Genomic DNA, 12739 nt, shown 5'->3' on the forward strand with positions numbered 1-12739 from the left:
CTCACTTGCCACGTCGTCGCAGCGACCGGTACAGCAGCCACAGTCCCAGCGCGACCGGGGTCAGGACCGCCGTGAACAGGATTCCCGCGAACATCCCGTAGCCATGCGGATCGGAGGCCAAGCCGGTCGCGCTGAGCACCGCACGGCCGACGAGCAGCACGATCACCGCGGCGACGCAGGCGAACGCGCCGAGCACGAAGCGTCGGAGCACTGTCCGCGATGTACTTTCCTGCGTGCCCATGTTCGCAACGTCACTTCGGGTCGGGAGTGCAGACGGTCAGGAACGACTTTCCGTTCTCACGTTGGACGTCGGCCGCGTCCATCCAGCCGCTCCGGCCGAACAGGTAGCTCCCGGACGGATGCTGGGCCGACTCGCGCAGCACCTGGGCGACGTCGGCCTTGGCGCCGTTCGCTTTCGGGCCGTCGACGGCGACGCTGACCGAGCCCGCCTTGGTCCAGTCGTACCCCGCGGGCAGCGGCGTCCGCACCTGGAGCGGGCCACCGGTGTCCGGGACAGATTCCCCGGCGGCTTTCAGCAGGTCCAGGTGCTCGACCCGCACTCCCGGCCGCGGCGCGGCCCACATCTGTTCCGTGCTCGCCTGGGTGCCGGAGTCGAACGTCAGCCTCAGGCCGGTGACACCCTCACACGGGGTGCCCGTCCACAGTTTCAGGACACCGTCGTCGACGCGGAGCCCGGCCTCCGGCGGCAGTGACGGCGCGAACTGTGCCTTGGTGTCGCACGCCGCGGTCACCGCCAGCATGAGCATGGCGGCGCAGGCGACGCGCGAACCCCTAGTGATATCCGCCATCGGTGAGTCCCGCGTCTTCCTCGGTTTCGTTGCCACCGGTGACCTTCTCCCACGCGTAGGAGGCGAGGAAGCCGGCATAGCCTTCGCGCGCCCATTGCTGGGAGTGGCGCTCCTCGTGGTGCAGCAACCGGTCCAAGTCGAGCGAACCCTGGGACGCGCCGTTGTCGCCCTCGTACCAGGCGTGGCCCGACTTCGCGACCTCTCGGAGTTGCTGCGCCGGATCCTTCGGGTCGTCGATGTTCAGCATGAACGTGTCGCCCCAGGCGGTTCCGCCTTGCTGACTGAACTGGTCCTGGATGAGGTTCCCGCCGAGGCCCATCATCATGCCGTTCGGGGTGGTCGCCAGCCGTCCGCCGTTGCCGTGCACGAAGCCCACGTCGTCGTAGCTCCAGGAGTTCTCCCGTTGCCGGTCGGTGATCCGCCGCAGTTCCTCGGATCCATACGGGGTCGGCGCGAAGTCGGTCTTCTCGCCTTCGGTGCCGTAGTCGGTGCCCGCGTTCATGATGTAGGTCATCCGCACCGCCTTGGCGGCGTCGTCCCCGGAGATGTCGGTCGGCATCAGGAAGTACGACTTGAAGGTCCCGTCGCCGTCCTCGTCCTCGCGGATCTCTTCCATGCCGTCGAGGACCTTGAAGTCCTCGGGCGTGATGTCGTGCTCGTCGGCGATCTTCTTGATGGTGTCGATCGAGACGCCCCGGCGTACGGCGTTCTCGAGCCACTGCCGGTAGTGGCCGGACGCGGGCGGCCCGCTCAGCAGACCTGCTTCGCGCAGGGACTGCTCCATCTCGACCACTTTGGCGTCGATCTCCCCGCCCTTTTTTGCGCCGGCCAGGGTCGTCGCTCCGTGGTCGCTGATCTCGCCGTCCTGCGCGAGCCGCATCACCCTGGCGAGGGCGGCGTCGATGTTGTTCGCCGCCGTGAGGATCGCCTTGGTTTCCTGCTCCAGCTGCTTCTTGATGGTTTCGCGGTGCCGTCGGGCCTCGGCGTACTCTTCGGCCTCGAACCGGGACTTCGGCGGCGGGTCGGCGGGTTTGTCGTCCACGATCGCGCCGTCGGCGGCGATGCGGAACTGGTAGGTGCCGGCGAGGGAGTCGTTGTTGGCGACCCTGGTCTTGAGCGCGGACACCTCGTCCGACGCGGTCTGCAGGGCGTTTTCGACGGCGGACAGTCCAGCGATCAGGATCTCGGCCTTGTTCCGCGTATCGCCCAGCGAACCGCGTGCGCGTTCACCGGCGGGGCCGTGCCAATCGGGTAGTTTCCTGGCGTCGTCGAGTTCGTCCTGCAGGCCGATGAGTTTGTCCCGCCGCCCACTCAGGTTGGTGGCCGTCGCCTCGAGCGCATCTGCGTCCCATTTGCGGACGTCGTCGTAGCCGACCGTCATCCCCCGAAAGCCTCCTCCGCGGACTTCTCGTTCTCGGAGTACGTGTTCGCGGCCGTCGTGATCGATTCGCTCCAGCGGTCGATCTCGCCGGCCCATCCCTTCGCGCGGTCGGTGAACGTCGACGCCAGCGTGGGCGCGTTCTTCGCGGCCTCGCCCCCTGGCAATGCCGTCGCGATCGCGTCCAGGCCGCTGCCCGGTTCCACGGCTCTGGCCTGGTCCGCGGCGGATCCCGCTGCCTTGGCCGCAGTCCGCAGCTGACCGATCTCGACCTCGTATCCGCTCACAGCCCGTGGCCCCCAACCCTGGATAGGTAGCGGACTCTACTTGAGCTCGGACGCCTCCACAGGCGATTCGCGCGAAGGAGCGGCCGCTTCTTCGACGACCGGAGGCCGGGCGAGCTCGGCCAGCTGACGGACGACGTCGTCGTACCGCGTCTGATCCGCGGCGGCACGGGCCTGTGCGCGCTCCAGTTCCTCGGCCAGCGCCGCCGCCCGGGCTTCGGCGAGGCTGCGGGCCGTGTGCTCCTGAGCGAGCTCGGCGCGGACGCGGTCCAGATCTCCACGCAGAGCGGCGGATTCCTCGCGTGCGGCGGCACAGTCCTTTTCGGACACCGTCGCCCTGGCCTTCGCCTCGTCGAGCCGGTCCAGCAAGGATTCGAGTTCGGCCACCGCCCGCGCCAGCGCCGTGTCCCGCTCGCCGAGCTCGGCTGTCAGCCGGGTTTTCTCCGCCCGCACGGCCGTGAAGTCCTCGCGCAGCGTCCGGAGATCGGAGACCAGCGCGTCGCGGGCGCGTTCGGCCGCCACGGTCGCGGCTTCCGCGGCGCCCCGGGCACGTTCGTGGGCGGCGACCTCGGTCCACGAACGCTGGCGGGTCTCCTCCGCGTCCTTCAGGGCCTGTTCGGCGGCGCGTTCCGCTTTGGCCTTCGCCATCTTGTCGTCCCGGGACGCGGCCAGCGCGGTCGCGCGCGCCGTGTCGGCCTTCGCCGCCGCCTGCTGCGCGTCTTCGGCCTCGCGGCGGGCCGTGGCCGCGTCGGTTTCGGCTTCGGTGACCCGCCCCAGGGCCGCCTCGGCGGCGTTGTCGAACCGCGAGCGCATCGCGTCCAGCAGTTCCACGAGCGACGCCGCGGCAGGGGTGAACTCGTCGGCGATCCGGCGGACCTCGAGCAGCGGGTCGGCCACGCTCGCCACCGCGGCCGCCCGCCGGGCGCGCGACGCGGCGTCGGCGTGCGTCTTACTGCAGTAGGCGGAGGGCCTGCCGCCCTTGCGTTTCCCTTCGGCGTCCACCGCGGGCGGGGGCAGAGGGTTCTCGCAGCCTTCCAGCGCGCACAGCCGGACCTCGTCGGCGTCCGTATCGATCACCGCAGCAGGGTAGCGCTGCCCCGCCGGGCGGGAAGCGAGGCAACGCCGGGAAAACCGTTGGTCCCGCCGATTAGGGTCGACCGCATGCGTGTCCTGTTCACCTTCGTGGGCGGCAACGGTCACTTCCGGCCGCTCCTGCCGATCGCCCGCGCGCTCGCCGACGCGGGCCACACAATCGTGTTCACCGGCGAGCCTTTGATGGTCCCGATCGTCGAGGCGGCCGGTTTCACCGCGTTCCCGTCGGGCCCGGACTTCGGCAGCGACGGCTCCCGTCGCCCGTTGCTCCCCGTCGACAGGGACCGTGAGGACGCCGACCTGCGCGACGGTTTCGTCCGCCGCGCCGCACCCCTGCGTGCGGCCGACGTCCTGGCGCTCTGCGCGGACTGGGCACCGGATCTGCTCGTCTGCGACGAAGCCGATCACGGTGCGATGATCGCCGCCGAGAAGCTCGGTCTCCCGCACGCGACCGTCCTGGTCATGGCGGCGGGCGTCCTCATCCGCCCCGACCTGGTCGACGACGCGCTCAACGAGGTCCGGGCCGCCCACGGGCTTTCCCCGCAGCGGAACCTCGAAATGGCCTATCGCCATCTCGTGCTCTCACCGTTCCCCGCGAGCTTCCGCGATCCCCGGTTCCCGCTCCCGCCGACCGCACAGCCCTTCCACAGTCCCGTACCCGGTCGTGGTCCGGCGCCGGACTGGCACGTCGGGGGCCGCCCGGCGCTCTACTTCACCCTCGGCACGATCTTCAACACCGAATCCGGCGACCTGTTCGCCCGGGCGCTGGCCGGGCTGCGGGAGGTCGAGGCGACGTGTGTGGTGACCGTCGGGAACCTCATCGACCCCGCCGAGTTCGGCCGCCAGCCGGAGCACATCCACCTCGCGAAGTACCTGCCGCAGGACGACGTCCTCCCGTACTGCGACGCGGCGCTCACCCACGGCGGCTCGGGCAGCCTGCTGGGCGCGATCGCCCACGGGCTCCCGATGGTGGTGCTGCCGATGGGCGCCGACCAGCCCCACAACGCCGACCGTGTCGCCGAACTCGGGCTCGGCACGGTCCTCGACGTCATCGCCGCGACGCCGGAGGACATCCGCGACGCCGTGACCACGGTGCTGCGGGAGCCGTCCTATCGGGACACGGCCGCGCGGTTGCGGGACGAGGTGACCGCGTACCCGCCGCCGGAGAAGGTCGTTCCGCTGCTGGAAGGGCTGCTCCGGTGACCACCGACCTCGGCGCCGCGATCACCCGGGCGTTCCGTGATGAGTCGGGGCAGGTGATCGCCACCCTGATCCGGGTCACCGGCGACTGGGATCTGGCCGAGGAATGTGTCCAGGAGGCGTTCGCGCTCGCGTTGCGCACCTGGCCCCGCGACGGTGTCCCGGCGAAACCCGGCGCCTGGCTCACCACGGCGGCGCGTAACCGAGCCACCGACCGGATCCGGCGAGAGGCGGTCGGCGTGGAGAAACTGCGGGAAGCCGCCGAACTGAACGCGCCCCCGGAGCCGGAATGGGACGAGAGCGGCGTCCACGACGACAGGCTCCGGCTGATCTTCACCTGCTGCCACCCGGCGCTGCCGATGGAGGGCCAGGTCGCGCTCGCGTTGCGGACCCTGGCCGGGCTCAGCACCGCCGAGATCGCCCGCGCCTTCCTCGTGTCCGAGGCGACGATGTCGCAGCGCCTGGTCCGGGTGAAACGGAAGATCCGCACCGCGGGCATCCCGTACCGGGTCCCGCCCGCGGAACTGCTGCCCGAACGCACGGCCGCGGTGCTGGGGATGCTGTACCTGCTGTTCAACGAGGGCTACTCGGCCAGCGCCGGCACCGATCTGCTGCGGCCCGACCTGTCCGCGGAGGCGATTCGGCTCGCGCGGCTCCTCGCCGGTCTGATGCCCGGCGAGCCGGAGGTCCTCGGCCTGCTGGCCTTGCTGCTCCTGCACGATGCCCGCCGGGCCACGCGGGTCGACAGTGCAGGCACTCTCGTCTCGCTCGAAGACCAGGACCGCGGCCGCTGGAACTCCGCCGAGATCGCCGAGGGCACCGAACTGCTGGAAACCGCGCTCCGCCGCAGCATCCCGGGGCAGTACCAGATCCAGGCCGCCATCGCCGCCTGTCACGCGACGGCGGCCCGCGCCTCCGACACCGACTGGGCGCAGATCGCGGGCCTCTACCGGGAACTGACGCGTTTCGTGCCCTCGCCGGTCGTCGAGCTCAACCGGGCGGTGGCCGTCGCGATGGCCGAAGGTCCGGAGGCCGGCCTCGAACTGGTCGAGAAGCTCACCGGCAGTCTCCCTGGTTACCACCTGCTTCCCGCGACCCGCGCGGATCTCCTCCGGCGTCTGGACCGGTTCGGGGAGGCCGCCGTCGCCTACCGCGAGGCGCTCGCGCTCGCCGCCACCGACGCCGAGCGCGCCTATCTCTCGGGGAAACTCGCCGAAATCTCCTGACTCCGGGTTGTCTGTCCCCGGCGACGCCATTCGTCGGTGGGGTGACAAGTCCCGAAAGAGGAAGGGGCCACCTCATGGCCGTTCTCGACGTCCCCGGCGCCCGGCTCCACCACACCGTCACCGGCAGCGGCCCCGCGCTGCTGTGCATTCCCGGTGGTGCCGCGGATTCCGCCATGTTCGCGCCGATCGCCGTCCTGCTCGCCGAGCACTACACGGTGATCACCTACGACCCGCGCGGGATCTCCCGCAGCATCCTCGACGATCCCGGCGAGGAGCAGCGGATCGAGGTCCACGCCGACGACGCGCTGCGCCTGCTCGACAGCGTGAGCGAGGAACCCGCGGCGATCTTCGCGTCCAGCGGCGGTTGCATGCAGGCGTTCGAACTCGTCACCCGCCATCCAGGTCGGGTGCGTACGCTCGTGGCGCACGAACCGCCGCTCACGGGACTGCTGGACGAGCAGCCCGGCGTCACCACCGACGAGCTGCTGCGCATCCACCGCGAGCACGGCATCGAGGCAGCGATGGGGAAGTTCATGGCCGATGCCGGGTTCGAGGCCGACGGAGAGGTTCTCCCGCCGGAGATGCGGAAGAACATGGAGTTCTTCGTCGTGCACCTGATGAAGATGATCGGCGACTTCACGCCGGACTACGCGGCGCTGAAGGCGTCGGGGACCCGGATCGTCGTCGGTGTCGGCAAGGAATCCGCCGGGCAGCCCGCACACGAGGCCGCGGTGCTCGCCGCCGGCCGTCTCGGGGTGGAACCGGCCTACTTCCCCGGTGACCACGGTGGTTTCGCCGCCGAGGCCGCCGCGTTCGCTCCGCTGCTCCGGCACGTCCTCGGCGTCTGAGGGCGGCCCTGCTGCGCTGCGAAGGACCCCTTCACATAAGGGTGCCGGATACGTGGCCGGGTAGTGAGTGACCGCGGTTTGCCACTTACGACCACTCTGGCCCACCGCGTCCCCTCCAGGACCCCGACACCCGGGCCGAAACGCTGCTATGAACGGTCCTTTACTTGCAAATTTTGCAAGTAAAGGACCGTTCATAGCGCGCCGCGAGGCGGATCAGGCGCGGACGTGCACGATAAGCCCGCCGACCAGAGCACCGAAGCCACCGATCGCGGCCAAGGTCCGGACCAGGTTCCAGCGTTCCCAGACACCCTCGAACTTGGCCCGCAACGCCTCGAAGTCGGTGTTGTCGCCGTCGAAACCGGCTTCGAGCGCGTTGTTCAGCGGCACGTTGACCGCCATGGTCACGATCAGCATCACCAGCAGCAGGACGAATCCCGCGATGATCCATGGCAGCGCGGACCGCAGTTCCGACCGGAAGTGCAGCGCCGCCGCCACCGCGGCGAGCAGCGGCGCGCCGCCGAAACTCAGCGCGAACCAGCCGTTGAGGATCGCGACGTTGATCTCCCGCATCCCGGTCACGTACGTCCGGGCGTCGGCCCGCGCCAGCCCCGGCATCACCGAGCACGTGTAGGCGTAGAACAAACCCGCGATCAACCCCGCCGTGATGACGGCCGCGATCAGGACGATCTCGCTCAGCGTCGCCATTCCTGTCGCCTCCCTTCCGATTCCCGCTCGTCTCATCGATTCCAGATCCCGGTGGCCGCGGCTTTCGCGGCGTAGTCGGAGAAGTCCCTCGCGGGCCTGCCCAGCACCTTCTCGACGTCACCGGTGAGTGACTCGTTGCGGCCGTCGAGGACTCGGGTGAACAGGTCGGTCAGGCCTCCGATCTCCTCCTCCGGCACGCCCTGTTCGGCCGCTCCCGCGGCGAACTCCGCGGCGGAAACCGGAATGTACTGGACCTCTCGCCCCGAAGCCTTGCCGATTTCCGCCGCCGCGTCCGCGAAACCGAGCAACCGGGGCCCGGTCAGCTCGTACACCCGGCCGCTGTGCCCGTCGGTGGTCAGCGCCGCCACGACGACGTCGACGATGTCCTCGACGTCGATGAACGGTTCGGTCACCTGGCCCGCGGGGAGCACGATCTCGCCGGCGAGCACCGGTTCCAGCAGGAAGTGCTCGCTGAAGTTCTGTGCGAACCAGCTGGACCGCACGACCGTCCACTCGGCACCGGAGTCGCGCACACCCTGTTCGCTGACCACGGCTTCCTCTTCGCCACGGCCGGACAGCAGGACCAGCCGCCGGACGCCGTGGTCCACGGCCAGCTTCGAGAAGTCGCGGATCGCCTCGGCGGCACCGGGGAAGGCGAGGTCGGGGTAGTAGGTGAGGTAGGCCGCGCCGATTCCGGTGACCGCCGCGGTCCAGGTCGATCGGTCATCCCAGTCGAAGGTCGGCCGCGAGGCCTTCCGGACCTCGATCCCCCGCTCGGTCAGCTGCTGCGCGACGCGGCTCCCGGTCTTGCCGGTAGCGCCGAGGACCAGGACCGTCTCGTTGTTCTTCGTCTCTGTCATGCCCTTAGTCAAGCGGCTCAGGATGAGACGGAACATAGTTCAAAGGCTCTCTTCCATGTTTCATCGTCTACACTTCTCGGCATGGATCCCCTCGCTGGTCTGCTCGACGGACCTCGTGCCCGCGGCGCTTTCCTGCTGAAGTCGGTCATGACCCCGCCGTGGTCGCTGCGCGTCGAGGACGAGGCGCCGCTGACGGTGATGGCGCAGGTTCGCGGCGACTCCTGGGTCGTTCCCGATCACGGCGACGCCGTCCGCCTCGGCACCGGCGACGTCGCCATCGCCCGTGGCCCGGACCCGTATCTCGTCGCGGACGACCCGGCGACGCTGCCGCAGGCGATGATCCTGCCGGGGCAGGAATGCCTGACCCCGGACGGACAGCACCTCACCGGGCTGTCCGATCTCGGCGTCCGCACCTGGGGCAGCGACCCGGACGGTCCTGTCGTGCTGCTCACCGGCACTTATCCGCTGGAAGGCGAGATCAGCAAACGGCTCCTCAACGCGCTGCCGTCCTTGCTGGTCGTGCGGGACGAGGAGTGGGACAACCCGCTCGTGCCGCTGCTCGCCGGGGAGATCGTCAAGGACACGCCCGGTCAGGAAGCCGTCCTGGACCGGGTGCTCGACCTGCTCCTGGTCGCCGCGCTGCGGACCTGGTTCGACCGGCCCGGCGCCGCAGCGCCCGCCTGGTATCGCGCGCACAGCGATCCCGTCGTCGGGCGGGCGCTGAAACTGTTGCAGCACAAGCCTTCCGAGCCGTGGACCGTGGCGAGTCTCGCCGCCGACACCGGAGTCTCCCGGGCCGCGTTCGCCCGCCGGTTCACCGCCGCCGTGGGCGAACCGCCGATGACCTACCTCGCGAGCTGGCGGATCGCGCTCGCCGCGGATCTCCTGCGCCAGCACCCCGACGTCACGATCGGCGCGGTAGCCCGGCAGGTCGGCTATGGCAGTTCGTTCGCGCTCAGCGCCGCGTTCAAACGCGAACACGGTGTCAGCCCGCAGGGTTACCGCACCGGGGCGGCGTAGCGCTCGACCAGTTCCGCGCCGATCCGAGCGAGTTCCTCCTGGACCGACGGCGGGCCCAGCACTTCGATCATCGAGCCCCAGCCCGCGAGCTGCTGGGCGATCATCCACGCCACCGGCGCCGACACCGTCACCCGCACGCGCCCGTCGTCGAGCGTCTCCTCGACGCGGGCCTGCCGTCCGAAGTGGTCCTGGAGGATCGGCAGATGCCGCTCGGCGATGAGCACGGTCGCGTCCAGCCCCGAACGCCGTTGCTCGACCCGGTCGACGATTTGCTCCCATGCGCGGGAAAGTTCGAAGTCGTCCGGGCGCCCGGCAGGCAGATCGCTGACCTCGGCGGCGGAGATGCGGTCGACGCGGAAGGTGCGCTGGCCCTTCTCGGTGCCGGCGATGAGGTACCAGATGTCGTCCTTGTCCACGAGCCCCCACGGATCGACGACCCGCTCGACCGGTTCCGCACCTTTTTTCGCGTAGCCGAACCGGACTTTGCGGCGCCGGACGATCCCGGCCTGCAGCACGGTGAGCAGTTCGGGCCGTTCCTTCTCGCGCTCACCCCACCGAGACGGGTCGATGACGACCGCGTCCGCGGCGGCCTGCGCGTCGGCGCGGAAAGTGTCGGGCAGGGCCCGGACCAGCTTCCGCAGCGCGGATTTGACCTCGGGCGAGATCGACGCGGCCGGACCGGCGAGCAGGAACAACGCCTGCGCCTCCGACGCGGACAGTCCACTGAGGTCGGTCCGCGCGCCGCCGATCAGCGACCAGCCGCCGCCCCGGCCGGGTTGCGGATACACCGGCACGCCCGCCGCGGACAGCGCTTCGAGGTCACGCCGGGCGGTGGCGACCGAGATTTCGAGCTCGTCCGCCAGTTCGGAAGCCGTGACGCGGCCACGGGCCTGCATCAGCAGGAGGGTGGCCACCAGGCGATCGGCACGCATGGGCCCAGTCTCGCAGGCAAACCGCTCACCCGATGCGCACTTTGTCCCCTTCGCGTTTCGTCATCTGGATGCGGTAGTTCGCGTCGCATCCAGATGACGAAACGCGAGGTCACCAGTGCGCGGGGTGGAAGAGCGACTCCGGCAGCTTCGTCGTTGAGTCGCCCTTCGCCGCGTCCAGTTGGGACTGGATGAGGAAGAGGGTGTCGCGGAAGTCCGCGCCGCGGATGTCGGCGTCGCGCAGGTCCGCCCCGGTGACGTCGGCCTGCCGGAGATCGGCTCCCCGCAGGTCCGCGCCGATCAGGTACGCGCCGCGCAGCAGCGCGCCACGCAGGTTCGCGCCCTTGAGCTTCGCACCGATGAGGTCGGCACCGCGCCGGTCCTTCTTCTTGCCCGGCGCCTCGGCGCGGGCGAGTTCGCTCGCGCGCACCAGCAGTCCGTTCACCGCGCCCCGATGCGTCTGGACGTCCAGTGTCCGCAGCACCCCGGGCGTCTCCAGCGTCATCCGCTCCGTCCGGTCGATCATCTCGGCCAGGTCGTCACGGATCGGCGCGGACGTCGGCAGGGAGGCCGCCTCGGTGAGGTAGTAGAGCAGTTCCTGCAGATCCCGCACGACCGGGAAGACCGCGAACATCGTCCTCGCCGTCTTCGGCGCTTTCCGCCAGTCCTCGCCGTCGAAGGTGACCTGGGAGACCTTCTGGCCCGCGCCGAAGCAGTCGTAGACCGTACAGCCGGTGAAGCCCTTCTTGCGGAGCTTGTCGTGGATGCCGCACCGGGAATCCTCACGCAGGTTCGGGCACGCCTGTCCCGCCGGTTTGGTGATCGCGAAGTCGGCCGACGCCGCGAAGGCCGGGACGACACAGCACAGGCCGAAGCAGTTCTCGCAGTCGGCTCGCAGGCTGGAAAGGGCTGGCACGGTGGTTCGGACTCCAGATGCTCGGCAGGGTGTTCCATCCCAGGGTACGGCGGGGCCGAGATGCACTTTCCGTGCAGGGCACCCGCCGCAAATGGCCGCCAGACGAAGGTGGGGTGCTGCCCCGTTCAGTCGATATCGGGCCTGTCAAGCGCTCAATAACCTCGATTTTCGTGGGCTTCGGCAGGTGCCGTCCCATGCGGTCGAGCTGGACCGTTTCCGCCGCTGTGGTCTTGACCGGCCGGTCCCCTGCGAACGACAGGACGAACATGCGAGAGACGAGACAAGCGCGTTGGCTGTCCCGTGCCGGAATGGCGAGCGCGGTCGCGGTGGCGATCAGCGTGACCGCCGCTCCCGCGCAAGCCGCCGAAGGACAGATCCTCGCCGCCGGATCCGCCGAAGCGATCCCGAACAGCTACATCGTCACCCTCAAGGACACCGGCGTCGTGGGCGCGCTGGCGAACCGCTTCGGCGCGAAGGTGGAGCAGGTCTACAGCAGCTCGCTCAACGGTTTCTCCGCGACGCTGTCGGAGCGGCAGGCCAAGCGGCTCGCCGCCGACCCCTCGGTGGCGTCCGTCGAGCAGAACCAGGTCGTCCGCGCGGACGCGACCCAGACCAACCCGCCGTCCTGGGGACTCGACCGCGTCGACCAGCGCAACCTCCCCCTCGACAAAAAATACAGCTACACCAGCACCGGCGCGGGCGTGAACGTCTACGTCATCGACACCGGCGTGCGGATCAGCCACCAGACCTTCGGCGGCCGCGCCCGCAACGGCTACGACTTCGTCGACAACGACGCCGTCGCGCAGGACGGCAACGGTCACGGCACCCACGTCGCCGGCACCATCGCCGGTTCGCAGTACGGCATCGCCAAGGCCGCCAGGGTCTACGGCGTCCGCGTGCTCAACAACTCCGGCAGCGGCACCACCGCCGGCGTCATCGCGGGCATCGACTGGGTCACCAAGAACCACGTCAAACCCGCCGCGGCCAACATGAGCCTCGGCGGCGGCGCCTCCACCACCCTCGACGACGCCGTCCGCCGGTCGATCGCCGCGGGCGTCACCTACGGCGTGGCCGCCGGGAATTCCAACTCGGACGCCTCGGGCTTCTCCCCCGCCCGCGTGACCCAGGCGATCACCGTCGGCTCGGCGACCAACACCGACGCGCGCGCCAACTCCTCCAACTACGGCAGCCTGGTGGACATCTTCGCGCCGGGTACCGGCATCACGTCGTCGTGGCACACCAGCGACACCGCGACCAGCACGATCAGCGGCACTTCGATGGCGACCCCGCACGTGGTCGGCGTCGCGGCCCGCTTCCTGCAGAACAACAAGACCGCCACCCCCGCGCAGGTGGCCACCGCGCTGATCAACGCGGCGACTCCCGGCAAGGTGACCAACCCGGGCTCCGGTTCCCCGAACCGGCTCCTGTACTGGGCGCCGACCGCCTGATCACCCTCCCCCCCCCCCCCCCGG

Annotated in this window: 14 protein-coding genes; 5 read left to right on the forward strand and 9 right to left on the reverse strand. The window is 69.9% G+C overall.

What is annotated here, in order from left to right; translation table 11 throughout:
- Position 1 precedes the first annotated feature (1 nt).
- The 5 genes from ACLJO0_RS16810 to ACLJO0_RS16830 are packed head-to-tail and all read right to left on the reverse strand — an operon-like array spanning position 2 to position 3548.
- Entirely contained in the window at positions 2–211 is a 210-nt protein-coding gene (locus ACLJO0_RS16810) for a hypothetical protein (protein ID WP_410579445.1), read from the reverse strand.
- A gap of 40 nt (positions 212–251) precedes the next feature.
- Positions 252–809, reverse strand: coding sequence for a hypothetical protein (locus ACLJO0_RS16815; protein ID WP_410579446.1), 558 nt, complete (start codon positions 807–809; stop codon positions 252–254).
- Positions 793–2190: a WXG100 family type VII secretion target gene (locus ACLJO0_RS16820; protein WP_410579447.1), complete on the reverse strand. Its 1398-nt coding sequence runs from the start codon at positions 2188–2190 to the stop codon at positions 793–795. The genes ACLJO0_RS16815 and ACLJO0_RS16820 overlap by 17 nt, the downstream gene beginning before the upstream one ends.
- Positions 2187–2474 (reverse strand): hypothetical protein, encoded by a 288-nt coding sequence (locus tag ACLJO0_RS16825; protein ID WP_410579448.1) that lies wholly within the window; start codon positions 2472–2474, stop codon positions 2187–2189. The genes ACLJO0_RS16820 and ACLJO0_RS16825 overlap by 4 nt, the downstream gene beginning before the upstream one ends.
- 36 nt (positions 2475–2510) lie before the next feature.
- Positions 2511–3548 carry a hypothetical protein gene (locus ACLJO0_RS16830; protein ID WP_410579449.1) on the reverse strand — a complete coding sequence of 346 codons (1038 nt, stop codon included), beginning with the start codon at positions 3546–3548 and terminating at the stop codon, positions 2511–2513.
- An 84-nt stretch (positions 3549–3632) separates the two neighbouring features.
- Here ACLJO0_RS16830 and ACLJO0_RS16835 point away from each other — a divergent pair, with 84 nt between their 5' ends.
- From ACLJO0_RS16835 to ACLJO0_RS16845, 3 genes are all read left to right on the forward strand, one after another.
- Complete coding sequence (locus ACLJO0_RS16835) at positions 3633–4766, forward strand: glycosyltransferase (protein ID WP_410579450.1); 1134 nt, start codon at positions 3633–3635, stop codon at positions 4764–4766.
- Positions 4763–5989 carry an RNA polymerase sigma factor gene (locus ACLJO0_RS16840; protein ID WP_410579451.1) on the forward strand — a complete coding sequence of 409 codons (1227 nt, stop codon included), beginning with the start codon at positions 4763–4765 and terminating at the stop codon, positions 5987–5989. Before ACLJO0_RS16835 ends, ACLJO0_RS16840 begins: the two co-directional genes overlap by 4 nt.
- A 74-nt stretch (positions 5990–6063) precedes the next feature.
- On the forward strand, positions 6064–6837 hold the full coding sequence (locus ACLJO0_RS16845; protein WP_410579452.1) for an alpha/beta fold hydrolase: 774 nt from the start codon (positions 6064–6066) through the stop codon (positions 6835–6837).
- A gap of 213 nt (positions 6838–7050) precedes the next feature.
- Here the strand turns inward: ACLJO0_RS16845 and ACLJO0_RS16850 are convergent, their stop codons facing one another.
- Positions 7051–7542 (reverse strand): DUF1772 domain-containing protein, encoded by a 492-nt coding sequence (locus ACLJO0_RS16850; protein WP_410579453.1) that lies wholly within the window; start codon positions 7540–7542, stop codon positions 7051–7053.
- A gap of 32 nt (positions 7543–7574) precedes the next feature.
- Positions 7575–8402 carry an NmrA family transcriptional regulator gene (locus ACLJO0_RS16855; protein WP_410579454.1) on the reverse strand — a complete coding sequence of 276 codons (828 nt, stop codon included), beginning with the start codon at positions 8400–8402 and terminating at the stop codon, positions 7575–7577.
- Positions 8403–8483: 81 nt separating this feature from the next.
- Here ACLJO0_RS16855 and ACLJO0_RS16860 point away from each other — a divergent pair, with 81 nt between their 5' ends.
- Positions 8484–9422: an AraC family transcriptional regulator gene (locus ACLJO0_RS16860; RefSeq protein ID WP_410579455.1), complete on the forward strand. Its 939-nt coding sequence runs from the start codon at positions 8484–8486 to the stop codon at positions 9420–9422.
- Here ACLJO0_RS16860 and ACLJO0_RS16865 read toward each other — a convergent pair.
- Both ACLJO0_RS16865 and ACLJO0_RS16870 read right to left on the reverse strand, forming a co-directional pair.
- Positions 9401–10354, reverse strand: coding sequence for a helix-turn-helix transcriptional regulator (locus tag ACLJO0_RS16865; RefSeq protein WP_410579456.1), 954 nt, complete (start codon positions 10352–10354; stop codon positions 9401–9403). The genes ACLJO0_RS16860 and ACLJO0_RS16865 overlap by 22 nt on opposite strands.
- 109 nt (positions 10355–10463) lie before the next feature.
- Entirely contained in the window at positions 10464–11267 is an 804-nt protein-coding gene (locus ACLJO0_RS16870) for a pentapeptide repeat-containing protein (RefSeq protein ID WP_410579457.1), read from the reverse strand.
- 266 nt (positions 11268–11533) lie between these two features.
- On the opposite strand from ACLJO0_RS16870, the gene ACLJO0_RS16875 reads away from it, so the two are divergent.
- Complete coding sequence (locus ACLJO0_RS16875) at positions 11534–12715, forward strand: S8 family peptidase (protein ID WP_410579458.1); 1182 nt, start codon at positions 11534–11536, stop codon at positions 12713–12715.
- Positions 12716–12739: the final 24 nt, after the last annotated feature.

Origin of the sequence: Amycolatopsis sp. lyj-108, from assembly GCF_046549005.1 — a bacterium.
Classification (GTDB): domain Bacteria; phylum Actinomycetota; class Actinomycetes; order Mycobacteriales; family Pseudonocardiaceae; genus Amycolatopsis.

Coding starts and splice junctions, on each gene's coding strand:
- ACLJO0_RS16820 (WP_410579447.1), bottom strand. CDS start 2,190: ATGACGGTCGGCTACGACGACGTCCGCAAATGGGACGCAGATGCGCTC.
- ACLJO0_RS16860 (WP_410579455.1), top strand. CDS start 8,484: ATGGATCCCCTCGCTGGTCTGCTCGACGGACCTCGTGCCCGCGGCGCT.
- ACLJO0_RS16835 (WP_410579450.1), top strand. CDS start 3,633: ATGCGTGTCCTGTTCACCTTCGTGGGCGGCAACGGTCACTTCCGGCCG.
- ACLJO0_RS16875 (WP_410579458.1), top strand. CDS start 11,534: ATGCGAGAGACGAGACAAGCGCGTTGGCTGTCCCGTGCCGGAATGGCG.
- ACLJO0_RS16865 (WP_410579456.1), bottom strand. CDS start 10,354: ATGCGTGCCGATCGCCTGGTGGCCACCCTCCTGCTGATGCAGGCCCGT.
- ACLJO0_RS16855 (WP_410579454.1), bottom strand. CDS start 8,402: ATGACAGAGACGAAGAACAACGAGACGGTCCTGGTCCTCGGCGCTACC.
- ACLJO0_RS16850 (WP_410579453.1), bottom strand. CDS start 7,542: ATGGCGACGCTGAGCGAGATCGTCCTGATCGCGGCCGTCATCACGGCG.
- ACLJO0_RS16815 (WP_410579446.1), bottom strand. CDS start 809: ATGGCGGATATCACTAGGGGTTCGCGCGTCGCCTGCGCCGCCATGCTC.
- ACLJO0_RS16845 (WP_410579452.1), top strand. CDS start 6,064: ATGGCCGTTCTCGACGTCCCCGGCGCCCGGCTCCACCACACCGTCACC.